General features: G+C 71.5%; 20 protein-coding genes. 12 read left to right on the plus strand and 8 right to left on the minus strand.

Annotated elements, in window-relative coordinates:
- Positions 1-627 precede the first annotated feature (627 nt).
- Positions 628-1,188 (plus strand): hypothetical protein, encoded by a 561-nt coding sequence (locus ABZU52_RS04610; protein WP_354969707.1) that lies wholly within the window; start codon positions 628-630, stop codon positions 1,186-1,188.
- Positions 1,189-1,326: 138 nt separating this feature from the next.
- On the opposite strand, the gene ABZU52_RS04615 is transcribed toward ABZU52_RS04610, so the two are convergent.
- Positions 1,327-1,944 carry a DUF4126 domain-containing protein gene (locus tag ABZU52_RS04615; RefSeq protein ID WP_354969708.1) on the minus strand — a complete coding sequence of 206 codons (618 nt, stop codon included), beginning with the start codon at positions 1,942-1,944 and terminating at the stop codon, positions 1,327-1,329.
- A 71-nt stretch (positions 1,945-2,015) separates the two neighbouring features.
- Between ABZU52_RS04615 and nucS the strand changes: the two genes are divergently transcribed.
- Positions 2,016-2,675 carry an endonuclease NucS gene (gene nucS, locus ABZU52_RS04620; RefSeq protein WP_112584054.1) on the plus strand — a complete coding sequence of 220 codons (660 nt, stop codon included), beginning with the start codon at positions 2,016-2,018 and terminating at the stop codon, positions 2,673-2,675.
- Positions 2,676-2,716: 41 nt separating this feature from the next.
- On the opposite strand, the gene ABZU52_RS04625 is transcribed toward nucS, so the two are convergent.
- Positions 2,717-4,213 carry an aldehyde dehydrogenase family protein gene (locus ABZU52_RS04625; RefSeq protein WP_354969709.1) on the minus strand — a complete coding sequence of 499 codons (1,497 nt, stop codon included), beginning with the start codon at positions 4,211-4,213 and terminating at the stop codon, positions 2,717-2,719.
- A 309-nt stretch (positions 4,214-4,522) separates the two neighbouring features.
- Between ABZU52_RS04625 and ABZU52_RS04630 the strand changes: the two genes are divergently transcribed.
- The 7 genes from ABZU52_RS04630 to ABZU52_RS04660 all read left to right on the plus strand — a co-directional run bounded on the left by ABZU52_RS04630 (position 4,523) and on the right by ABZU52_RS04660 (position 10,814).
- Positions 4,523-4,888 (plus strand): FHA domain-containing protein, encoded by a 366-nt coding sequence (locus ABZU52_RS04630; RefSeq protein WP_354969710.1) that lies wholly within the window; start codon positions 4,523-4,525, stop codon positions 4,886-4,888.
- Between the two features lie 89 nt (positions 4,889-4,977).
- Positions 4,978-6,066 carry an alpha/beta hydrolase gene (locus ABZU52_RS04635; RefSeq protein WP_354969711.1) on the plus strand — a complete coding sequence of 363 codons (1,089 nt, stop codon included), beginning with the start codon at positions 4,978-4,980 and terminating at the stop codon, positions 6,064-6,066.
- Positions 6,067-6,192: 126 nt separating this feature from the next.
- The gene (locus ABZU52_RS04640) at positions 6,193-7,983 is read left to right on the plus strand and encodes a 3-hydroxybutyryl-CoA dehydrogenase (protein WP_354969712.1); all 1,791 of its coding nucleotides are present in this window, start codon (positions 6,193-6,195) and stop codon (positions 7,981-7,983) included.
- Positions 7,984-8,023: 40 nt separating this feature from the next.
- Positions 8,024-8,518 carry a SigE family RNA polymerase sigma factor gene (locus tag ABZU52_RS04645; protein WP_354969713.1) on the plus strand — a complete coding sequence of 165 codons (495 nt, stop codon included), beginning with the start codon at positions 8,024-8,026 and terminating at the stop codon, positions 8,516-8,518.
- The gene (locus ABZU52_RS04650) at positions 8,515-9,558 is read left to right on the plus strand and encodes a hypothetical protein (RefSeq protein ID WP_354969714.1); all 1,044 of its coding nucleotides are present in this window, start codon (positions 8,515-8,517) and stop codon (positions 9,556-9,558) included. Before ABZU52_RS04645 ends, ABZU52_RS04650 begins: the two co-directional genes overlap by 4 nt.
- Positions 9,559-9,601: 43 nt before the next feature.
- On the plus strand, positions 9,602-9,925 hold the full coding sequence (locus ABZU52_RS04655) for a hypothetical protein (RefSeq protein ID WP_354969715.1): 324 nt from the start codon (positions 9,602-9,604) through the stop codon (positions 9,923-9,925).
- A 79-nt stretch (positions 9,926-10,004) separates the two neighbouring features.
- Positions 10,005-10,814: an alpha/beta hydrolase gene (locus ABZU52_RS04660; protein WP_354969716.1), complete on the plus strand. Its 810-nt coding sequence runs from the start codon at positions 10,005-10,007 to the stop codon at positions 10,812-10,814.
- A 42-nt stretch (positions 10,815-10,856) separates the two neighbouring features.
- Here the strand turns inward: ABZU52_RS04660 and ABZU52_RS04665 are convergent, their stop codons facing one another.
- A complete protein-coding gene (locus tag ABZU52_RS04665) occupies positions 10,857-11,936 on the minus strand; it encodes an AI-2E family transporter (protein WP_354969742.1) in 1,080 nt (359 codons plus the stop codon).
- A 183-nt stretch (positions 11,937-12,119) separates the two neighbouring features.
- On the minus strand, positions 12,120-12,308 hold the full coding sequence (locus ABZU52_RS04670; RefSeq protein WP_354969717.1) for a DUF397 domain-containing protein: 189 nt from the start codon (positions 12,306-12,308) through the stop codon (positions 12,120-12,122).
- A gap of 485 nt (positions 12,309-12,793) precedes the next feature.
- Here ABZU52_RS04670 and ABZU52_RS04675 point away from each other — a divergent pair, with 485 nt between their 5' ends.
- Complete coding sequence (locus tag ABZU52_RS04675; RefSeq protein WP_354969718.1) at positions 12,794-13,564, plus strand: hypothetical protein; 771 nt, start codon at positions 12,794-12,796, stop codon at positions 13,562-13,564.
- A gap of 68 nt (positions 13,565-13,632) precedes the next feature.
- Here the strand turns inward: ABZU52_RS04675 and ABZU52_RS04680 are convergent, their stop codons facing one another.
- The 4 genes from ABZU52_RS04680 to mce all read right to left on the minus strand — a co-directional run bounded on the left by ABZU52_RS04680 (position 13,633) and on the right by mce (position 19,932).
- Positions 13,633-15,909: a hypothetical protein gene (locus ABZU52_RS04680; protein ID WP_354969719.1), complete on the minus strand. Its 2,277-nt coding sequence runs from the start codon at positions 15,907-15,909 to the stop codon at positions 13,633-13,635.
- Between the two features lie 177 nt (positions 15,910-16,086).
- On the minus strand, positions 16,087-17,349 hold the full coding sequence (locus ABZU52_RS04685) for a DivIVA domain-containing protein (protein ID WP_354969720.1): 1,263 nt from the start codon (positions 17,347-17,349) through the stop codon (positions 16,087-16,089).
- Between the two features lie 378 nt (positions 17,350-17,727).
- Positions 17,728-19,083, minus strand: coding sequence for a crotonyl-CoA carboxylase/reductase (ccrA, locus tag ABZU52_RS04690; RefSeq protein ID WP_354969743.1), 1,356 nt, complete (start codon positions 19,081-19,083; stop codon positions 17,728-17,730).
- A 372-nt stretch (positions 19,084-19,455) separates the two neighbouring features.
- Complete coding sequence (mce, locus tag ABZU52_RS04695; RefSeq protein ID WP_354969721.1) at positions 19,456-19,932, minus strand: methylmalonyl-CoA epimerase; 477 nt, start codon at positions 19,930-19,932, stop codon at positions 19,456-19,458.
- A 62-nt stretch (positions 19,933-19,994) separates the two neighbouring features.
- On the opposite strand from mce, the gene ABZU52_RS04700 reads away from it, so the two are divergent.
- On the plus strand, positions 19,995-21,179 hold the full coding sequence (locus ABZU52_RS04700; protein WP_354969722.1) for an acetyl-CoA C-acetyltransferase: 1,185 nt from the start codon (positions 19,995-19,997) through the stop codon (positions 21,177-21,179).
- The gene (gene meaB, locus ABZU52_RS04705) at positions 21,176-22,180 is read left to right on the plus strand and encodes a methylmalonyl Co-A mutase-associated GTPase MeaB (protein ID WP_354969723.1); all 1,005 of its coding nucleotides are present in this window, start codon (positions 21,176-21,178) and stop codon (positions 22,178-22,180) included. Before ABZU52_RS04700 ends, meaB begins: the two co-directional genes overlap by 4 nt.
- Positions 22,181-22,221 lie beyond the last annotated feature (41 nt).

Below are 22,221 nucleotides of genomic sequence, written 5' to 3' on the forward strand. Positions count from 1 at the left end.
GCTTCTTGTCACGATCATAGGCATTTGTCCGTCGCGGCGGCCCGATATGTCCGTCTGGTGATCAGCGACGGCCCCGTGCTCGGGCCGGATACCCCGTCTCGGCGTGATCAACACGAGATGGGCGATGTCGGGGTGTCAACCCGTCCCGGACACCCGACATCGGCGATCCCGAGTCGATCACCGCCCGTACGCACTCCATCGACGGCGTCCGCGGATGGGCCGGATGTCCGTTTCCCTGCGTGTGACCGGATGCACCCGTGGGCTGGAATCGTGGCCGGGCCGGGGTCGTTACATAGCCTGACGATCGCAGGACCACGGCCACCCCGTCCGCTCAACCGGCGGGGGAATGACCGGCCCGGCCGGGTCGTTGCAGACCCCCGAACGACCGTGGGCTCGCCCCCGGGTCCGCTACCTGGCCCCGGGAATGACCACGGCCCCCGGGTCGTTACACACGGTCCCGGCGCCACGAGCCCCCCGGCTCGTCAGGTCGCCGACCCCGACGCCCCAGTAGGCGTCAACCCCAAGACTTCCCCCCTTGTTTTGTGCAGCGCCGGACGAGGTGCTCACACCCTGCCGCCGTCCCCCTTTTGGCGGTGTGGGTGTTCTACCCCCGAAGGAGCTACCCCCATGAACACGATCATGCGTAAGAGTGTGTTGTCTGTTGCTGGTCTCGCGTTCGCCGGTGGTGTGTTCGCCGGTCCGATCGCCGCGCACGCCAACCCGGTGGACGCCAAGCCCGTCGCGGTTGCCGTGCAGACCAATGCGCCGAAGCCGCAGGGCGACCAGTCCCGGATCGCCCTTAACGGTGAGCAGACGGCCAACGTGAAGGCGATCATCGCCGCGACGAAGAAGGCCGGTCTCCCGGAGCGGGCCGCGGTCATCTCGATCGCGACGAGCCTGCAGGAGTCGAAGCTGGAGAACCTGGGCCACCTCGGCGACATGAACGACCATGACTCGCTGGGTCTGTTCCAGCAGCGCCCGAGCTCGGGTTGGGGTACGCCGGAGCAGATCACCGACCCCGCGTACTCGACGACCGCGTTCCTCAAGGGCCTCAAGCAGGTCGACGGCTGGCAGGACATGCCGCTGACCCAGGCCGCGCAGACCGTACAGGTCTCCGCGTACCCGGACGCCTACGCCCAGTGGGAGCAGCAGGCCACCGACCTCGTCGCCCAGCACTGGAACAGCTGACCCCCGAACCGACCGATGGCCGGCACCCGAGAACGGGTGCCGGCCATCGGCATGCCCGCGAGAGCTTGGAGGCGCGAGCGGGCGAGCGGAGGGTCAGCGCCGCGAAGCCGGTGCGCCCCGCAGGGAAGGTTCCCCAGGTCAGACGCGGAAGCCGGCGGCGCGGGCCGCCTCTCGTTCGCGGCGTCGTTCGGAACGACGGCGGACGAACCAGAAGGTGAAGGACACCAGGCCGACCAGGAAGACGAGCACCAGCACCGGCAGGATGATCGCCACCAGGGAGACCACCACGCTGGTGGCGTCCTCGGCGGTGCTGGCCACCGGGGCGCCGAACCCGGCGGTCGTCGCGTTGATCACCGGACGGGCTGCGGACTTGAGCAGGTGCACGCCCAACGCCAGCAGTACGCCGGTGACGACCGGCACCCACTGGTGGGACGAGAAGAAGCTCCCCGGGTCGCTGACCGTCACCGTCTCCGACGAGGAGCCGGCGCCGAAGGCCAGGCCACCGGCGGTGGGCCGGACCACGGTCTGCACCACGTCGTTGACGTGGTCGACCACGGGCACCTTGTCCGCCACCATCTCCACGGCGAGCAGCACGGCCATGATGGCGATGACCCAGCCGTTGCCGAGCCAGGCCCAGCCGCTGGGCAGGTCGATCAGGTCGGTGTAACGGCCGAGCACACCGAGGATGAGTAGGGGTATGTAGGCGTTCAGCCCCGCCGATGCGGCGAGACCGGTGCCGGTGAGGACTTCGAACACGGTCTCAGCATCGCATCGACGCGCCAGTGCCGCTCGCTGGCGACCGGTGGGTGCTCGGCTACCCTCGTCGGGTGCGGTTGGTCATTGCGAAGTGCTCGGTGGACTACGTCGGACGGCTCTCGGCTCACCTGCCGCTGGCCACCCGGTTGCTGATGGTGAAGGCGGACGGGTCGGTGTCCATTCATGCCGACGACCGGGCGTACAAGCCGTTGAACTGGATGAGCCCGCCGTGCCGGTTGGAGGAGGCCCCCGGTGTGTGGCGGGTCGTCAACAAGGCGGGCGAGGAACTGCGGATCACCCTGGAGGAGATCTTCCAGGACACCTCGTACGAGTTGGGGGTGGATCCGGGCCTGCGCAAGGACGGGGTGGAGGCGCACCTACAGGAGTTGCTGGCCGCCAACCCGGGTGCCCTGGGTGAGGGGTTCACGCTGGTCCGCCGCGAGTACATGACGGCGATCGGCCCGGTCGACCTGCTGTGCCGGGATGCCAACTCGGGCTCGGTGGCCGTCGAGGTCAAGCGGCGTGGCGACATCGACGGGGTGGAGCAGTTGACCCGCTACCTCGAGTTGATGAACCGTGATCCGCTGCTCAGCCCGGTCGTCGGGGTCTTCGCCGCGCAGGAGATCAAGCCGCAGGCCCGGGTGCTCGCCACCGACCGGGGCATCCGGTGTGTGGTCGTGGACTACGACAAGCTGCGCGGCATCGTGAAGGACGAGCTGACCCTCTTCTGAGAGCTGTCACTGATCCTCGGTGATGATCGGTTGTCCGACACTCACCTCCCGTACATGACCTTGATCGCCTTGACGAGCCGGGCCACGTCGGTGGGGGTGCGGTCGAAGGTCATCGACGGCAGCAGCGACCGGGCGCGACGTCGGGTGATCGCCTTGGCTCGGCCGAACTCCCGCAGGCCGTCCTCGCCGTGGATCCGCCCGAAGCCGGAGTCGCCGACACCGCCGAACGGCAGGGTGGACATGCCGGCGAAGGTCAGCGTGGAATTGATCGAGGCCATCCCGGAGCGCAGCCGCCGGGCGATGGCCACCGCGCGGCGCCGGCCGAAGACCGAACCCCCCAGGCCGTACGACAGGGCGTTGGCGCGGCTGACGGCCTCGTCGGCGTCGCGGACCCGGCTGATGGTCAGCGTCGGGCCGAAGGTCTCCTCGCGGACCGCGGCCGACTCCTCCGGCACGTCCACCAGCACGGTGGGGTGGACGTACGGCGGCTGTACGGCGCTCGGACCGCCGAGCACGGCGCGCCCGCCTGAGGTGATCGCGGCGTCGATGTGCCGGCGGATCACGTCGATCTGCTGGGGCATGGTGATCGGGCCGATGTCGGTGCCCTCCGGCCCGACCGTCAACTGACCGGCGCGGGCCACCACCTTGTCGACGAAGGCGTCGAAGACGGCGTCGACGGCGTACACCCGCTCGATGCCGATGCAGGTCTGGCCCGCGTTGGTCATGCCGCCCCAGACGCACGCCTCGGCGGCCGCGTCCAGGTCCGCGTCGCTGTCGACGATCATGGCGTCCTTGCCGCCGCCCTCGATGAGCACCGGGGTCAGCGTCTCGGCGCAGGCCGCCATCACCTTGCGGGCGGTGGCGGTGGAGCCGGTGAAGGCCAGCTTGTCGACCCCGGAGCGGCACAGCGCCGCGCCCACGTCGCCCAGCCCGTGCACGGCGGTGAACACCGGCTGCTCGGGCACCACCTCGGCGAAGCTGTCCACCAGCCACTGCCCGACGGTGGGCGTGTACTCGCTCGGCTTGAGCACCACGCCGTTACCGGCGGCGAGGGCGTACGCGGCGGAGCCGATCGGCGTGAAGACCGGATAGTTCCACGGGCCGATCACGCCGACCACCCCGTACGGCTGGTATTCGAGGTGCCCGGAGAACTCGGCGAGGATGAGCCGGGAGCGCACCCGGCGGGGGCCGAGCACCCGGCCGGCGTTGCGGGCGGCCCAGTCGATGTGTTCAATCGCGGTGACGATCTCGACGATGGCGTCGGCGACCGGCTTCCCGCCCTCGACGTGCACCAACTCGGCCAACTGCTCGATCCGCTTGGCGAGCAGGGCACGCCACCGCAGCATCCGCTCGCGGCGGCCGGTGAAGCCGAGACCGGCCCACCACTCGCTGGCGGCACGGGCGCGGTCGACGGCCTGCCGCACGTCGGCGTCGGTGGCGACCGGGAGGCGACCGGCCTCGGCGCCGGTCGCCGGGCTGGTGGAGACCAGTTGACCCGCGTCGATGACCGGAACGCCCGGGATATGCACTGCCGTCATGGCGGAAGTCTAGACCTGGGGATTACTCACCGGTAGGGTCCGCGATTCGAGTCCCCGGGACCGGCGTCGCACCAACCCGACCGATCGTTGATCAATGCAGGTCAGGGCGTTGGTGACGGATGCGGCCCGCCCGAATCGTCGAATGGCAGGTGGCCGGGAGGTGGGGAGAGGCTGACCGGCCGGTCGGTACTGACGACTACCGTCTGATGGCAAGCTGACGCGCGGAGTGACGGTGTGGGGTGGAGGGGCTGACTGTCCATGGAGGAACATCCGGAACTGTTGCCGCTGTTAACGGTCGCGGGTGGGCCGATGCGCGGAGCGAGCTTTCGCATGCGAGCCGAGATACAGGTGATCGGCCGGGCGCCGACCGGTGATGTGGTCATCAACGACCCACACCTGAGCCGTCGCCACGCCGAGGTGTGGCTGGCGCCGGAGGGCCCGTCCCTGCGGGACCTGGGCTCCACCAACGGCACCTGGCTCAACGACCGGCGGATCACCGAGGTGGAACGACTCTCCGACGGTGACGTGATCCGGCTGGGCCGCACCGAACTGCGCCTCTTCGACCCCGGGGTGGCGCTCACCGACCCGGTGGGGCTCAGCTTCGGCCCGTCCCGGCGCGACGTCCGACCGACGTTGCCGCTACCGCTGGCCGCGCCGCCCGGCACCCGGCGCTGACCGCCTGGCGGTCGACCACACCGGGCAGCGCCGTCGGGTGGCGGTCCGCCACCTGGACCGACGGGATCCCGGGTGGCAGCATGCCGCGGATGGAGACCGAGCAGCGGACCGTGACGGCGAACGGCATCACCCAGGCGGTACGGGTGGCCGGCCCGCCGGACGGCACGCCGGTGCTGCTGATCCACGGCAACTGCTCCTCCGCGCTGTTCTGGGAGCCACTGGTCCGGCGGCTGCCACCGACGCTGCGGGTGGTCGCCCCCGACCTGCGGGGGTACGGCGACTCAGCGACGGCCCCGGTGGACGCCACCCGGGGCCTGCGGGACTTCGCCGACGACGTGGCCGCCCTGCTGGACGACCAGACACTCTTCGCCGCCGACGCGCGCCCGGTGGTGGTCGGGCACTCGCTCGGCGGCGGAGTGGCGATGCGCCTGCTGGTCGACCATCCGCACCGGGTGGGGGCGTTGCTGCTCGCCGCGCCGGTCTCCCCGTACGGCTTCGGCGGCACCCGCGACCTCGTCGGCACGCCGACCACAGCCGACTTCGCCGGCACCGGCGCCGGCACGGCGAACCCGGACTTCGTCGCCCGCCTCGCGGCCGGCGACCGGAGCACGGACGCGCCGGCCAGCCCGCGCGCCGTGCTGCGAGCCACCTATGTGGCCGATCCCGCCTCGTTGGGCGCGGACGAGGATCTGCTGCTGGACACCGTTCTCTCCACCGCCACCGGCGACGACAACTACCCGGGCACGGCGGTGCCCTCGGAGAACTGGCCGGGCACCGCGCCGGGCGAGCGTGGGGTGCTCAACGCGCTGGCGCCGACCTGGTTCCGGCTCGCCGACGAGTTGGTGGCCGTCGCCGAGAAACCGCCGGTCACCTGGGTACGCGGCGACGCCGACGTGATCGTCTCGGACACCTCGCTCTTCGACCTGGCGTACCTGGGTTCGCTGGATCTCGTGCCCGGCTGGCCGGGCGCGGACGCCTGCCCACCGCAGCCGATGGTCGGCCAGACCCGGGCGGTGCTCGACAGGTACGCGGCGGCCGGCGGGGCGTACCACGAGGTGGTGCTGCCCGGCTGCGGGCACAGCCCGCACCTGGAGCGCCCGGCGGAGTTCGTCGCGGAGTTGTTGGCCCTGACCAGCGGGCCGGCCGCCGGAGCGGCGGTGCAGCTGTCGGCCGGGTAGCAGCGCTGCCGCGCCGTGGGTGAAATATGCCACGGCGTCTCGACAACTCAGCGTCACGTGGCAGACTCGCGCGCATAACCTTAGCGGCCGTTCAGTGGTCGTGCGGAGTCTCTGGGGAGGCCGGTCGTGGCGCGCGAATTCAGCACCGTTGGCGTGGTGGGGCTGGGCACCATGGGTGCCGGCATCGTCGAGGTCTTCGCCCGCAACGGCATCGACGTGGTGGCTGTGGAGATCTCCGCGCCGGCGCTGGAGCGCGGCCGGGCCACCCTGAAGGGCTCCACCGACCGGGCGGTCGCCAAGGGCAAGCTCGCCGAGGCGGACCGCGACGCCCTGCACGAGCGGGTGCACTTCGCGGTCGGGCTGGACGCGCTGCACTCCGTCGACCTGGTCATCGAGGCGGTGCCCGAGCACCTGGACCTCAAGCAGCGGATCTTCGCCGAATTGGACCGGGTCTGCCGACCGGAGACGATCCTCGCCACCAACACCTCGTCGCTGAGCGTCACCGAGATCTCGGTGGCCACCAGCCGACCCAACCAGGTGATCGGCATCCACTTCTTCAACCCGGCCCCGGTGATGAAGCTGGTCGAGGTGGTCCGCACTGTCGTCACCGCGCCCGAGGTGGTAGCCGACGTCGAGGCGCTCTGCGCCCGGCTCGGCAAGGTCGACGTCACCATCAACGACCGGGCCGGCTTCATCGCCAACGCGCTGCTCTTCGGCTACCTCAACCACGCCGTCGGCATGTTCGAGTCGCACTACGCGACCCGGGAGGACATCGACGCCGCCATGAAGCTCGGCTGCGGCCTGCCGATGGGCCCGCTGGCGCTGATGGACCTCATCGGCCTGGACACCGCGTACGAAATCCTGGACACCATGTACCGGCGCGGCGGGCGGGACCGCCGGCACGCCCCGGTGCCGCTGCTCAAGCAGATGGTGACGGCGGGGCTGCTCGGCCGAAAGTCGGGCCGGGGCTTCTACACCTACGAGCGGCCCGGCTCCCCTGTGGTCGTACCGGATGAGGCGACGCCGCTGGCCACGGACGCCGCGCTCGCCGACGGCGCGCGCGCCATCGCGAAGGTCGGCGTGGTCGGCTCCGGGACGATGGCCACCGGGATCATCGAGGTCTTCGCGAAGGCCGGCTACGAGGTCGTCTCGGTGACCCGCGGCATGGAGAAGTCCGCGAAGGTCTGCGAGGCGGTGAAGACCTCACTGAACAAGGGCGTGGTGCGCGGCAAGCTCACCGAGGCCGACCGGGACGCCGCCCTGGGCCGGATCAGCTGGTCCGCCACCCTCGACCACCTCGCCGACGTCGACCTGGTGGTCGAGGCGGTGGTCGAGGAGTTGAGCGTCAAGAAGGCCCTCTTCGCCAGCCTCGACGAGATCTGCAAGCCGGGCGTCGTGCTGGCCACCACCACCTCGTCGCTGCCGGTGATCGACGTGGCGATGGCCACCCAGCGGCCGGCCGACGTGGTGGGGCTGCACTTCTTCAACCCGGCGCCGGTCATGCCGCTGGTCGAGGTGGTCCGCACCATCCGCACCTCCCCGGAGGCCACCGCCACCGCCCGCGCCGTCTGCGCCGCGCTCGGCAAGACCGGTGTGGTCTGCGGCGACCGGTCCGGGTTCATCGTCAACGCGCTGCTCTTCCCGTACCTGAACGACGCGGTGAAGATGCTGGAGGCCAGCTACTCGACGGCCGACGACATCGACCACGCCATGAAGCTGGGCTGCGGCTACCCGATGGGCCCGTTCGAGCTGCTCGACGTGGTCGGGCTGGACGTCTCCCTGGCCATCCAGCGGGAGCTGTACCTGGAGCTGCGCGAGCCGGGCTTCGCGCCCGCGCCACTGCTGGAGCACCTGGTCACCGCCGGCTACCTGGGCCGCAAGACCCGCCGCGGCTTCCGCGACCACTCGCACCGCTGACCGGGTCAACGCCGACGGGCTCCGGCGGCGTCTGCATGGTGTGACCTTCGAGGAGTACGTCGACAGCCGGGGGCCAGCCCTGATCCGGCTGGCGCGGCTGCTCACCGGTGACCAGCACCGGGCCGAGGACCTCACCCAGGACGTGCTGTCCCGGGCGTACGTGCACTGGCGCAGGATCTCCCGGGCGGACCGGCCCGACGTGTACGTGCGCCGGATGCTGGTCAACGCCAACAACTCCTGGTGGCGACGCCGGTCCAACCGCGAGCTGGCCATCGACACGTTCGTGGACCGGCCGCACCGCGGCGACCTGGGCGGCGAAGCGGCCGACCGGGACGAGATGTGGCGGCTGATCCTCGGCCTGCCCGACCGCCAGCGGGCGGTGCTGGTGCTGCGCTACTACGAGGACCTGGACGACGCGACCATCGCGCAGATCCTGGACTGCTCGCCGGTCACCGTCCGCACCCACGCGATGCGGGCGCTCGCCAACCTCCGGGAGCGCTGCGGTGCCCCGGCCACCAACGGGAGCCGACCGTGACCGACCTCGACCAGCGGATCATCTCCACCCTGCGGGAGCACGCCGAGGCTCAGGTGGATATCGGCCGGCTGGCCAGCGGGGCGGTTGCCCGGGGCCGGGCCCGGCGGACGCGGCGACGGGCGGCGGTGGGCGGGACGGCGCTCGGCGTGGCGGCGGTGCTCGGCCTCGGAGTGGCCGGCGGCGGTGGGCTGCCCGTGGAGGTGCCCTGGACGGGGGCGAAACCGGCAACCCGGGTGGCCGCGCCGGCGGTGGCGGCCGGGGTGCCCGGCGCACTCGCCCGACCTGATCTGGTCGGAAAGGACCCCGGTCTGCTGCACTTCGGCGTCGATACGGCCCGCGCTCGCTACCTGAGCTGGCGATCGGCGGCCGGCCTGGAGAGCGCCGAGCTTGATCTGGGTGGCCCCGAGCCGGTCAGTTTCTACCTCGCCCGCAGCGCCGCCGTGGCCGAGGAGGTTCACCTGGAGGGCGACAGGGCCATCCCGCAACCGGCGGACCCGCCCTACGACGGCCAGCTGGAGCGGTCCTCCACGGCCGGCGCCGACCCGATCTGGGTGCTGCGGTGGCAGCCGGTGCCCGGCCTCTTCGCCCGCCTGCGCACGGTGGCGCCCACCAGCGCGGCGCTGCGGGCCGCCAGAAGCGCCCTCCGGCTGGATGTGGCGCACCAGTGCAGCGCCCCGGTGCGGCTGACCACGATGCCGGCCGGGGCGTGGCCGGCCGGCTGCGAGGTCACCGTGACCAACTTCCCGGCCGCGCTGGACGTCTCGCTGGTCGTCAACGGGAGCGGGTTCCGCTCGATGGAGGTGCGGCTTCAATACGCGCGCAGCATCGCCGGTGCGCGCACGGAATCCAACGCGACGGCGGCCGGCCGGCCGGCCTACCGCTACCCGCAGGGCGGGATGATGGAGCTACTGGGGATACCGAAGGCTCATCTCACCGCCGGTTGGGGCTGGCCGAACGAGGGGTTCACCGAGGAGGACGCGGCAACGGTGCTGGGCGGGGTGCAGGTCGCCGAGCACCTGGACCGGCCCGACACCTGGTGACCTCCCCGGACCGCCTTCCCCGCCGGACGTACGCTTGGTGACTGTGAGCCCCCGTCGCAATCGCCCTCGCCGGGACGAAAACGCCAACCTGGACGCCGACCGCGTCCGGCAGGGCGTCGCCTCGGTGCAGCAGTGGACCGACGGTGCCTGGCAGGTACGCGGGATCGGCGCGGGCGCGTCGGTCAAGACGTACCGTTGCCCCGGCTGTGACCAGGAGATCCGGCCTGGGGTGGCGCACCTGGTGGCCTGGCCGGCGGACGGCCTGGGTGACCTGACCGACCGGCGGCACTGGCACAGCGGCTGCTGGCGGGCCCGGGACCGGCGCGGCCCGGCGGTGCAGCGCGGTCGGGGCGCCCCGCGCTACTGAGCGCCCCGGCTGAGCGACCTGGGTCACCCTGTTCGTGCCTGGGTGGGCGGCGGCGGCGACTTCGCGACAGACTTGGGCGGTGAGCACAGCGATCCGCGCGTCGTCGATCCTGCCCGGCCGCCGGGAGGACATCGAGCTGCACACCGCCGACGGTCTGCGGCTGGTCGGTGAGCTGGCCCTGCCGGCCGACCGGCCGCCGGTGGCCACCCTGGTCTGCCTGCACCCGCTGCCCACCCACGGCGGAATGATGGACAGCCACGTTTTCCGCAAGGCGGCCTGGCGGCTGCCCGCGCTGGCCGACCTGGCGGTGCTGCGGTTCAACACCCGGGGCACCAGCAGCGTGCGCGGCACCAGCGAGGGCGCGTTCGACGGCGCGGTGGGCGAGCGGTACGACGTGGCCGCCGCCATCGAGTACGCGGAGTTCGCCGAGCTGCCCAACATCTGGCTCGTCGGCTGGTCGTTCGGCACCGACCTGGCGTTGAAGTACGGCTGCGACCCGGCGATCGCCGGGGCGATCCTGCTCTCCCCGCCGCTGCGCTTCTCCGCCCCGGAGGACCTGGCCACCTGGGCCAGCTCGGGTCGGCCGCTGGTGGCGCTGGTGCCGGAGTTCGACGACTACCTGCGCCCCACCGAGGCGCGGGAGCGGTTCGCCGCCGTGCCCCAGGCCGAGGTGGTCGGGGTGCCGGGCGCCAAGCACCTCTGGGTGGGCGACGCGGAGACCGTGCTCGACGAGATCGTCCGGCGGGTCAATCCGGCCGTCGAGGTGCCGCTGCCGACGACCTGGGACGGCCCGATGGAGGCCGGCGACGTCAGCGCGTACGCCGACCGGACGGTGGCCGCCTTCGCCGACACGCCCGTCCCCGGCCCGGCCGCCACCAAGGCGGACTGACCGGCCCGGCCCGGCGGCCCCGCCCGGCGGCCCGGCTGACGCTCAGCGGCGCTCCTGGCGGGGCAGCACCACCTCGCGCAGGATCAGTTGCAGCGCGGCCACCGTCGGGATGGCGATCAGCGCGCCCACCACGCCCAGCAGCGCCACCCCGAGCAGCGCGGCCAGCAGGGCGGCCACCTCGTTGACCTCCACCGAGCGCCGCATCACCTTCGGGTAGATGAGGTAGTTCTCCACCTGCTGATAGATCAGGAAGAAGGCCGCGCAGGCGATGCCGGTGGGCAGGCCCGCGGCGAAGCCGACCAGGCTCACGATCACCGCGCCCAGGGTGGCGCCGATCTGCGGGATGAGGTCGGTCACCGCGACCACCACGGCCAGCGCGAACGGGTACGGCAGGTCGACGATCAGCGCGAACACGAAGGTGGTCGCGCCGGCCAGCACCGCGATGCTCAACGCGCCGACCATGTACGCGCCAACCTTGGCCAGTATTTCGTCCCCGATCAGCTGCACCCGCTGCCGCCGGGACCGGGGCACCAACGCGTAGCCCAGCGAACGCAGCCGGTCGAAGTAGGCCAGGAAGTAGATCGTCAACACCAGCACGGTCAGCGTCCGGAACACCGTGCCGAAGATCAGTTGTGCACCGCCCAGCACCCCGCCGAGCGCCCGCCCGACCGTGTCCGCGTTGGCCGCGCCCTGCACCCGCTCCACCACGTCGTACCGTTCCACCAGGTCGTTGACCGTCGGGTTGCGGCGCAACTCTTCGAGCAGGCTCGGGATCTGGTCGATGAACTGCCCCGACTGGGTGACAATCGGCGGGACCAGCGCCACGATGCCGCCGCAGAGCAGCAGCACCACAGTGAGGGCGACCGCCGCCACCGCCAGGCCGTGCGGCACACCCCAGCGGGCCAGCCGGACCACCGCCGGGTTGAGACCGACCGCGAGGAAGAGCGCGATCACCACCAGCACGAGGATGCCGCCGGCATTGCGAATTCCCAGATAGAGGGTGTACGCCAGCAGCACGCCCAGCGCACCGGTGAAGCCGATCAGGAAGCTGCTGCGGCGCAGTGGACGCCCGGGTGTGCCGAACTTTCCGGACGGAACTGCCGGCGGCTCATCCGGGTCGATCCCGGGGGCGGGGACCGGCACCGGCGGTGGCGTTTCCGCCGCCGTCGCCGTTTCCGCCGCCGTCGCCGTTTCCGCCGGCTGAGGTGTTTTCGCCGGCTGTGGTGTTTTCGCCGGCGGGGGACCGGGGGTCACGTCCGGGTCGCCGCCGGCCGGGTCGTGCTGTGGCACCAGAGACCTCCCGGCTCAGGCCGTCGGGCGACGGGCGACGGCCACGAACGCCCGCCACGCGGCAGGCGCGAACACCAGCACCGGACCGGTCGGGTCCTTGCTGTCCCGCACCCCCACGACCTCGGGCAGGTTGTCCGCCACCTCGACACACTCACTATTGCCGCTGCGAGTGGAGGTGCGCCAAACTGCGCCGCTCAGGTCCATGAGGTCACAACTTCCTTCATCAGTTCGATCGACTGCGGCGGAACAACGCACCGTTTCTGATCATCTCCCAGCGCGCCAGCAGCGTAGCCACCTCATGGTCGCCATCGACCACGAGACCGTCAATCTGGTGCTCCCTGTGCCCCACCCAACCACCGTCAACGCCCCGGGCCAGATTGAACGGTCCAGACCCGCAGATCCTGGACAGCTTCCGTTCCGGGGGCTGACGGTAAGTGTCCAAGATCTGGTGGTGCGGCGGCTTGCTGGCGTGAAGGCTGTTCGGATGCTGCCCGCCGATGACGCCGACGCACTCGACTGGCTCGCCTTCGAGCAGGCGGGCGTGCTGACCACCGCGCAGGTCACCGGGCTGCTCAGCGAGGGGGCGGTGCGGGGCCGGATCCGCACCGGCCGGTGGCGGTCGATCTGCCGGGGGAATCCTGCTGACCGGCAACGGGCGCCTCACCCGCGACCAGCAGCTCTGGGTCGCGGTGCTGGCGTCCGGACCGGGGGCGATGCTGGCCGGGGTGACCGCCGCCGCCGAAGCCGGGGTACGAGGGCTGCGCCGCGAACCACTGCACGTGCTGGTGCCGGCCGCCCGCCGTGCGGCGCGGACCACCCTGCGTCGCCTGCCGATCGACATGCCCTCGGTACTGGTGCATCGCACGACGGTGCTGCCCGAATCACACCGTCAACTGGCCCGTCCGCCGCGCACCACTACGGCGCGGGCCCTGGTGGACGCGGCGGGGTGGGCGGCCGGCGTGGACGAGGCGCAGGCGGTGCTGGCCGCCGGTTGCCAGCAACGCCGGGTGCTGCCCGAGGAGTTGCGGGCGGTGCTCGACGTGCTGCCCCGGGCGCCGCGTCGGCACCTGATCGGGCAGACGGTCGGCGACATCGCGGGCGGCGCGCAGGCGCTCTCCGAGATCGATTTTCTGCGGCTGTGCCGCCGGCACCGGCTGCCCGCACCCGATCTTCAGGAACACCGGGTCGACGCGGCCGGCCGAAACCGCTGGCTGGACGCGTACTGGCGGAAGTGGCGGGTGCAGGTGGAGATCGACGGGGCGCACCACATGGACGCGCTGCAGTGGGCGGCCGACATGCGTCGGCAGAACGACGTCTGGACCAGCGGCGACCGGATTTTGCGCTTCCCGGCCTGGCTGGTCCGTGCCCGCCCGGACGAGGTCGCGGACACCGTTCGCCGCGCTCTCGTAGCGGCCGGCTGGACCTCCACCCCACCGCTGCCCCACCCGACGCCACAGTGAATCTTGGACACTTTCCGTCAGGTGCTGACGGAAAGTGTCCAAGATCTCGAAGCCTGGGTGGGCAGCGGTCAGTCCTTGTCGAGGGTGACCTTGCTGGGCTTGGCGCTGCGCTCGTCGATGGTCGGCTTGGTGGGTCGCTTGCCGTTCTCACCGGTGCTAGTGATCTTGGTGGGCTTGGCGCCCCGGCCACCCTCGCCCGGAACGGCGGCCACCGTCGGCTCCCCGTCCACCCCGGCGCTCGCCGTCCCACCATCCACGGTGGTCACCGGCTCGGCCACCGGCCGCGTCGTCGACTGCCCGGTCTCCTCCGCGCCCGCGTTCACCGGCTGACCGGTCTCGGTGGGCTCGGCAGCCAGCCCGGTGTCCGTGCCTGGGCCGGAGCCGGTGTCCGTGCCCGACCCGGTGTCCGCGCCTGGGCCGGTGTCCGTGCCCGACCTGGTGTCCGTGCCTGAGGCGGTGTCCGTGCCCGACCTGGTGTCCGTGCCCGACCCGGAGGCCGTGCCCGACCCGGAGGCCGCGACTGGGCTGGAGGCCGCGACTGGGCTGGAGGCCGCGACTGGGCCGGCGGCCGCGCCGGCGGTAACGCTCACGCCGTCGTCACCACCATCGGGCGCCCTCCCGCTCGCGCCGTCCTCAGCGACCGGCGCGGTCGGGCCGTCGATCGGGCCGGCAACGCTCTGCAACCGCAGCTCCGACATCTGACGCTGGAGCTCGTCGGACTCCTGCCTGGCCTTCCAGGTTTCCTGCCGCAGATCCGCGAGCTGCTGCTGGGCCTGGGCGATCTCCAGCATCACCTGGGCCAACTGCTGCCGGCCCGCCGCCGACTCCTGCTGGGTCGCCGCCAGGTGCTGTTGGGTGGTGGCCAGGTGCTGCTGCGTGGTGGCCGCGTACTCCTCGAACTGCCGTCGCGACGCCGCGACATGCTCGTCGGCCTTGCGGCGCTTGTCGCTGGCCTCGGTCTCGGCCCGGCTCAGCAACTCGGCGGCCTCCGCCTCGGACCGCTGGCGCAGCGCCGCCGCGTCCTGCTCGGCCGCCTGTCGGATGCCGGCCGCGCCCTGCTCGATCTCGTTCTTGCGAGCGGTGTACTCGGTCTCCAGCTCGTTCTTCCGGGTGGAGTATTCGGTCTCCAGCTCGTCCCGGCGGGTGGTGAAGCCGGTCTCCAGCTCCTGCTGACGGCTGGCGAACCCGGCTTCCAGCTCCTGCTGACGCGACGTGTGCTGCTTGTCCAGCTCATCGCGACGCTTGGCGAACTCCTGCTCGGCCGTGGACCGTCGCTGCGCCAACTCCCGGTCGGCGGCCTCCCGACGGGAGTTGACCTCCTGCTCCACCCCGGCCCGCCACGCGCCCAGCTCCTGCTGGGTTTGCGCCCGGGTCTGCTGCACGTACGCCTCGGTTTCGGTGCGCATCCGCTGCACGTACGCCTCGGTCTCGGCGCGGCTGCGCTTCGCCGACTCGGTGGCCTGCGTAGTCAGCCGCTCGGCCTCCTGCTGCGCCTTGGCGCGGGTGGCTCGGCCGGCCATCGACGCGTCGTCGATGATCTGCTTGGCCTCCTGCTGCGCCTTGGCGTGGGTGGCTCGGCCGGCCTCGGTCGCGGTGTCGGTGAGCCGCTTGGCCTCCTGGAGCGCCTTGGCATGCACCTCCTTGGCGGTATCGCGCAGATCGCTGGCCTCTTGCCGGGCGTTGGCCAGCGTCTCGCGGGCCGTCTCGCGTAGCTTGGTGGCTTCCTGCTGAGCCCGGGTGTGGATCTCCTTGGCGGAATCCCGCAGCTGGGTGGCCTCCTGCTGGGCCTTCGCCAGCGCGTCCTGCGCCGCCTTGCGCAACTGCGCCGACTCGTCCTTGGCCGACCGCAGGGTCGCGTCCGCCTCGGCCCGCCGGGCGGCGCTGTGCCGCTCCTCCTCCGCGCGTCGGGCGGCGAGGGCGATCTCGAAGTCCTTCAGTGCCCGCGCGGCCTGCTCGCGGGCCTCCTCGATGATGTGCTCGGCCGCGGCTCGACGGGCCTCGATTTCACCGTTCGCGTCGACGAGAATCTGCTCGGCCTGCTCCTCGGCGAGCGTGAGGATCGACTCGACCCGCGGGCCGAGGTGCCGGAACGACGCTCTGTCGACCACGTTCATCTGCTTGCGCACCTGGGTCAGGTCGCGCTGAAGAACCTCGACCTGGCCGGCGAGCTTGTGGATCTGTGTGTACGCCTGTTCACGTTCGGCAGCGAGGGTCGCGATCTCGTGCTCAGCACGTGCGACATAACGGTCAACCTGTTTCTTCTCATACCCTCGCAGAGCGGACTCGAAGCTGGGCTCCGTCGTCACGTCCCCGCCGAGCGCGAACAGTTCCTCGCCGTGCGACATACCCCCATCCTCACACGCAACAGGCCCTGCTGGGGCGATACGGACGGGCCTTGTGGGAGCTACTTCACTCCGTTGCGGCTGGGTGACACCACGGGCTTGGAAACGCATACGGCGCGAGGTAGCACTGGTTACCCAGTGTCACCTCGCGCCGTCGATGCCCCGACCTGACGCCTCGCGTCAGCCGGCGGACTCCGCGGGAACCCGCTCCTGACCACCGTCGGTCTTCTTGGCGTCCGGCTTCGCAGCCGGAGCGGCCTGCGCCGGCATTCCCGGCACGATGCCGGCGAGGCCGGAGAGCATCTGACCCAGCTGCGAGGTGACCGCGTCCTTCTGCCGGGTGAGGTCCTCGACCTCGCGGCGGGCGGCCTGCGTGGTCAGCTCCGCCTCGGTGCGAGCCTCGGTCAGCAGACGCTGCGACTCGGCCTTCGCCTCGTTGAGGGTCTTCTCCGAGTGGGCCTTGGCCTTGTCGACCGTCTCGGCGGCGTTGCGCTCCGACTCGACCCGCCGCGCCTCGGCGCGCTGCTCGATCTCCTTGGCCCGCTCCTGCGCGGCCCGGGCACGCTGCTCGGCCTCGCTGACCATCTTCTGGGTCTGCGCGACCTGGGCGGCGTGCCGCTCGGACTCCTCGCGCTCGGCCTTCTCCCGCCGCTCGGCCAGCTGAAGCTCCAGGGCCTGCAGGTCCTTGTCGCGCTTGTCCCGCGCGTCGGTGAGCAGCTTGGTCGCCTCGGCGCGCTTCTCCTCAGCCTCGCGGGCGGCCTTCGCCCGCTGCTGGGTGATCTCCCGCTCGGCGGTGGCCCGCAGGGTGGCGACCTCCCGCTCGACGGTCGACTTCAGCTCGGCCACCTCGTGCGCGGTGACCGTACGCAGCTGCTTGGTCTCACGGTCGGCGTCGGCGCGCAGCGTGTCAGCCTCGCGGCGGGCCTGCACCCGGACCTCGGCGGCCTCGCGCTCGGCGGCGGTGCGCAGGTTGCCCGCCTCGCGCTCGGCGCTCGCCTTCATGGCGGCAGCCTCGGCGCGGGCCTTGTCGGTGATCTCACGGGCCTCGAGGCGGGCGGCGGAGAGGATGCCCTCCGACTCGCGCTTGGCCTCGTTGCGGTGGTCGTTGGCCTGCTCTTCGGCGAGCCGGAGGATCTGCTCGACGCGGGTGCCGAGCCCGGAGAGGGTGGGCCGGCTGTTCTCTTCGAGCTGCTTGTTCGTGTCGGTGAGCTTCTGCTCCAGCGCACTCATGCGCTGCTCGGCCTGGCGGAGCCGACGCTGGGCGTCGTTCATCCGCTGCTCGGCCTCGGCACGGGCCTGCTCGGACTGGGTCAGCGCGGCGGTCATCCGGCCGAGGAAGTCGTCGACCTGGTGGGTGTTGTATCCGCGCAGGCCAACGGTGAAATCTGGCTGCGAGTTCGCGTTATCGAAGAACGCGAGAGGGGAGGACTGCTGCTGGGGCATTGGGACATACTGGCAGACGCCCCAGGGTGCTTCGCAAGAGCGGTGCGAAGCTTTCGTGCCCTCTTTACATGGTCAACTCCGGCGATCGGCGAGGTTGGACCAATCGGCGATCTTGCCAGGTCCCGGCCGGTGGGACGCCACGCAGCGTGACGCGGAAAAGGGCCCCGGGGTTACCCCGAGGCCCTTTGTTCGATCCGGGTGGGTTATCCGCTAATGAGGGCGGAAGAACAATGAGCGATCAGCGCAATGGTCATCAGGCGTTCCACCGTCCGGCCGGGACCCGGGACCGGCGGTGCCGGTCAGTGGTCCTGGGACCGGCGGTGCCGGCCAGTGACCCCTTAGGACCGGGCGGTGCCGGTCAGTGACCGGCACCGTCGGTCAGTGACCGCGGAACCGGTTGATCGCGTCCTCGTGCCGGGCCCGCAACTCCCCGTCGCGTACGCCCAGCCCGTCGGTGGGTGCCAGGCAGCGCACGCCGACCTTGCCCTGGTGGGCGTTGCGGTGTACCTCGTACGCGGCCTGGCCGGTCTGCTCCAACGGGTAGGTGCGCGACACCGTCGGGTGCACCTTGCCGAGCGCCACCAGGCGGTTGGCCTGCCACGCCTCGTGGTAGTTGGCGAAGTGGCTGCCGACGATCCGCTTGAGGTGCATCCACAGGTAGCGGTTGTCGTACTGGTGCTGGAACCCGCTGGTGGAGGCGCAGGTGACGATGGTCCCACCGCGCCGGGCCACGTAGACGCTGGCGCCGAAGGTCTCCCGACCCGGGTGCTCGAACACGATGTCCGGGTCCTCGCCGCCGGTCAGCTCGCGGATCCGCTCGCCGAAGCGCCGCCACTCGTCCGGGTCCTGGGTCTCCTCGTCCTTCCAGAAGCGGAAGCCCTCCGCCGCCCGGTCGATGACCAGTTCCGCGCCCATCCGGCGGCACAGCTCGGCCTTCTCCGGTGAGGACACCACGCAGACCGGGATCGCCCCGCCGTTGAGCGCCATCTGCGTGGCGTACCCGCCGAGGCCGCCGGACGCGCCCCAGATCAGCACCACGTCGCCCTGCTTCATGTTGGCGCCGTGGTGCGAGACGAGCTGCCGGTACGCGGTGGAGTTGACCAGCCCGGGGCTGGCCGCCTCCTCCCAGCTCAGGTGCCGCGGCTTGGGCATCAGCTGGTTGGCCTTGACCACGCACAGCTCGGCCAGCCCGCCGAAGTTGGTCTCGAAGCCCCAGATCCGCTGCTGCGGGTCGAGCATGGTGTCGTCGTGCCCGGCCGCGTCCTCCAACTCGACGGAGAGGCAGTGCGCGACCACCTCGTCGCCGGGCGCCCAGCGGGTCACTCCGGGGCCGGTGCGCAGCACCACGCCCGCCGCGTCCGAGCCGACCACGTGGTACGGCAGGTCGTGCCGGCGGGTCAGCTCGGAGACCCGGCCGTAGCGCTTGAGGAACTTGAAGGTGGACACCGGCTCGAAGATGCTGGTCCACACCGTGTTGTAGTTGATCGCGCTGGCCATCACCGCAACCAGCGCCTCGCCCGGCGCCAGCTCCGGCGTCGGCACCTCCTGCACGTGCAGCGCCTTGCGCGGGTCCTTGTCCCGGGTGGCCATGCCGTCGAACATCCGGGCCTCCTCGGCGCGGACCACCACGCCCCGGTAGCTCTCCGGCACGCGCAGCCCGGCGACGCGGGCGAGTTCGCGGTCCGGATCGTTCGATTCCTCCGCCGCCATGATCGCTTCGAGGATGTCCTGCACGGTGACCTCCGGTTCGTCCGCACCCGCACGGGCCTGGGTGCTGCCATCGTCGGCGCCGGTGCGCACGACCGCCATGTCGGCATTCGACACATCCAGCGCCGGTCGCGCTCCTGTGGGGCCGGACGTTACTGAACGGTAGCTAGGCCGGGAAGTCCTCTGTGAAAAACTGCATCCGCCGATGCGTGAAGGTGTCCAACCACCCTGGCAATCGCGCACTGACGTGCGCGCCGGCCCGGCCCCAAGGGCGCCATCCCCTGTTGATCAAGAGCTTTCGGTCACGTACGAGGCGCCGGATGACGCAAACCTCTTGATCAACAGGGGAGAGGGCGACAGGGGAGAGGGCGGCAGGAGGCGGGCGGCAGGCAGGGGCTGTCAGTGGGGGGTGGGGGCGGGTTGGACCAGTTCGACGAGGACGCCACCGGCGTCCTTGGGGTGGACGAAGTTGATCCGGCTGTCCGCGGTACCCCGCCTCGGGGCGTCGTAGAGGAGGCGCATGCCGCGCTCGCGCAGCGCGGCGCAGGCCGCGTCGATGTCCACCACGGTGTACGCGACCTGCTGTACGCCCGGCCCGTTGCGGTCCAGGAACTTCGCGATGGTCGACTCCGGGGTGAGCGGGGCGAGCAGCTGCACGCAGCCGCCCTCGGTGGTCGGCCCGACCGCCAGCATCGCTTCCCGTACGCCCTGCTCGGCGTTGGTCTCCACGTGTACGCAGCGCATCCCGAACGTCCGCTGGTAGAAGTCGATCGCGGCGTCCAGGTCGGCCACGGCGATCCCGACGTGGTCAATCTTGCGAAGCCCGATGTCTGTGACGTAGTCCGCACCGGGCTCGACGGGGGAGTTCTCTGCCATGGCGCTAGTCTGACCGAACAATCGTTAAGGCGTACAGCTCGGCACCCCCCTCGGAGGCAGGCATGGCTTCGGTGATCGTCAGCGGCGCGCGGACCCCGATGGGCCGGCTGCTGGGCAACCTCAAGGACCTCCCGGCCACGAAGCTCGGCGGGATCGCCATCAAGGCGGCGCTGGAGCGGGCCGGCGTCAGCCCGGACCAGGTCCAGTACGTGATCATGGGGCAGGTGTTGCAGGCCGGCACCGGTCAGATCCCGGCCCGGCAGGCGGCGGTCGAGGCGGGCGTGCCGATGTCGGTGCCGGCGCTGACCATCAACAAGGTCTGCCTCTCCGGGCTGGACGCGATCGCCCTGGCCGACCAGCTGATCCGCGCCGGCGAGTTCGACATCGTGGTGGCCGGCGGCATGGAGTCGATGACCAACGCCCCGCACCTGCTGATGGGCCAGCGCACCGGCTACAAGTACGGCGACGTGGTGGTCAAGGACCACATGGCGCACGACGGGCTCAGCGACGCCTGGGACTGCTGCTCGATGGGCGAGTCGACCGAGCGGCTCGGCGTCAAGCACGGCATCTCCCGCGCGGAGCAGGACGCCTTCGCCGCCGCCAGCCACCAGCGGGCCGCCGCCGCGCAGAAGAACGGCCACTTCGCCGACGAGATCGCCCCGGTGGTCATCCCGCAGCGCAAGGGCGACCCGCTGGTGATCAGCGAGGACGAGGGCATCCGCCCGGACACCACTGTCGAGTCGCTGGCCAAGCTGCGTCCCGCCTTCGCCAAGGACGGCACCATCACCGCCGGCAGTTCCTCGCCGATCTCCGACGGCGCCGCCGCGGTGCTGGTGATGAGCAAGGCCAAGGCGAAGGAGCTGGGGCTGACCTGGCTGGCCGAGATCGGTGCGCACGGCAACGTGGCGGGCCCGGACAACTCCCTGCACTCGCAGCCGTCCAACGCGATCAACCACGCCCTGAAGAAGGGCGGCCTGAGCGTGGCGGACCTGGACCTGATCGAGATCAACGAAGCGTTCGCGCAGGTCGGCATTCAGTCCACCCGCGACCTGGGCATCAGCCCGGACAAGGTCAACGTCAACGGTGGCGCGATCGCGCTGGGCCACCCGATCGGCATGTCCGGCGCGCGTCTCGTACTCACCCTCGCCCTGGAGCTGAAGCGGCGCGGCGGTGGCACCGGCGCGGCGGCGCTCTGCGGCGGCGGTGGCCAGGGCGACGCGTTGATCATCCACGTGCCGGGCCAGTGAGCGGAGCGGACGAGCAGGTCCCGGCGGCGGGCACCACGTCGGTGCGCCGCAGCCGGGACGTACCGCTGCTGGTCGAGCGGGCCCGCGCGGGTGACCCCCGCGCGGTGGCCCGGCTGATCACGCTGGTGGAGAACGGTGACGCGCTGTTGCCGGCGATCGCCGCGGCGCTGGCCCCGTACGCCGGGCAGGCCCAGGTGGTGGGGCTGACCGGTTCCCCCGGGGTGGGCAAGTCGACCACCACGAACGAGCTGGTCCGCGCGCTGCGGGCGCGCGGGCACCGGGTGGGCGTGCTGGCGGTCGACCCGTCCAGCCCGTTCACCGGCGGAGCGATCCTCGGCGACCGGGTGCGGATGCAGGACCACGCCACCGACCCGGGCGTCTACATCCGGTCGATGTCCAGCCGGGGGCACCTCGGCGGGTTGGCCGCGGCGACGCCGCAGGCGGTCCGGGTGCTGGAGGGCGCCGGCTGCGACGTGGTGCTGGTGGAGACCGTCGGCGTCGGGCAGGCCGAGGTGGAGGTCGCCTCGCTGGCCGACACCACGCTGGTGCTGCTCGCGCCGGGGATGGGCGACGCGATCCAGGCGGTCAAGGCCGGCATCCTGGAGATCGCCGACGTGTTCGTGGTCAACAAGGCGGACCGGGACGGCGTCGACGCCACCGTCCGCGACATCCAGGGCATGATCGCTCTCGGTGAGCGCGGGCCGGGGCAGTGGCGGCCACAGGTGGTCCGCTCGGTCGCCGCGCGCGGCGAGGGCATCGACGACATCGCCGCCGCCATCGACAAGCACCGGGGATGGCTGGTCGAGCACGGCGAGCTGCGCCGCCGCCAGGAGACGCGGGCCGCCGCCGAGATCGAGGCCATCGCGCTCGGCACCCTCCGCGCCCGGATCGGTTCCCTGCGCGACGGTACGGAGCTGAGCACGCTCGCCGCCAAGGTCGCCGAGGGTGCGATCGACCCGTACTCGGCGGCGGACGAACTGCTCGTCCAACTCGCCCGCTGACCGTCCACCAGGGACCTGCCGGCGACACCCTGCCCTTGTAG

It is taken from the genome of Micromonospora sp. NPDC005220, from assembly GCF_040607895.1.
GTDB lineage: Bacteria > Actinomycetota > Actinomycetes > Mycobacteriales > Micromonosporaceae > Micromonospora.

What these genes read in the sequence shown, in the direction of transcription:
- ABZU52_RS04610 (WP_354969707.1), top strand. Translation starts at nt 628, where the DNA reads ATGAACACGATCATGCGTAAGAGTGTGTTGTCTGTTGCTGGTCTCGCG.
- ABZU52_RS04625 (WP_354969709.1), bottom strand. Translation starts at nt 4,213, where the DNA reads ATGACGGCAGTGCATATCCCGGGCGTTCCGGTCATCGACGCGGGTCAA.
- ABZU52_RS04630 (WP_354969710.1), top strand. Translation starts at nt 4,523, where the DNA reads ATGCGCGGAGCGAGCTTTCGCATGCGAGCCGAGATACAGGTGATCGGC.
- ABZU52_RS04635 (WP_354969711.1), top strand. Translation starts at nt 4,978, where the DNA reads ATGGAGACCGAGCAGCGGACCGTGACGGCGAACGGCATCACCCAGGCG.
- ABZU52_RS04670 (WP_354969717.1), bottom strand. Translation starts at nt 12,308, where the DNA reads ATGGACCTGAGCGGCGCAGTTTGGCGCACCTCCACTCGCAGCGGCAAT.
- ABZU52_RS04680 (WP_354969719.1), bottom strand. Translation starts at nt 15,909, where the DNA reads ATGTCGCACGGCGAGGAACTGTTCGCGCTCGGCGGGGACGTGACGACG.
- ABZU52_RS04685 (WP_354969720.1), bottom strand. Translation starts at nt 17,349, where the DNA reads ATGCCCCAGCAGCAGTCCTCCCCTCTCGCGTTCTTCGATAACGCGAAC.
- mce (WP_354969721.1), bottom strand. Translation starts at nt 19,932, where the DNA reads ATGGCAGAGAACTCCCCCGTCGAGCCCGGTGCGGACTACGTCACAGAC.
- ABZU52_RS04700 (WP_354969722.1), top strand. Translation starts at nt 19,995, where the DNA reads ATGGCTTCGGTGATCGTCAGCGGCGCGCGGACCCCGATGGGCCGGCTG.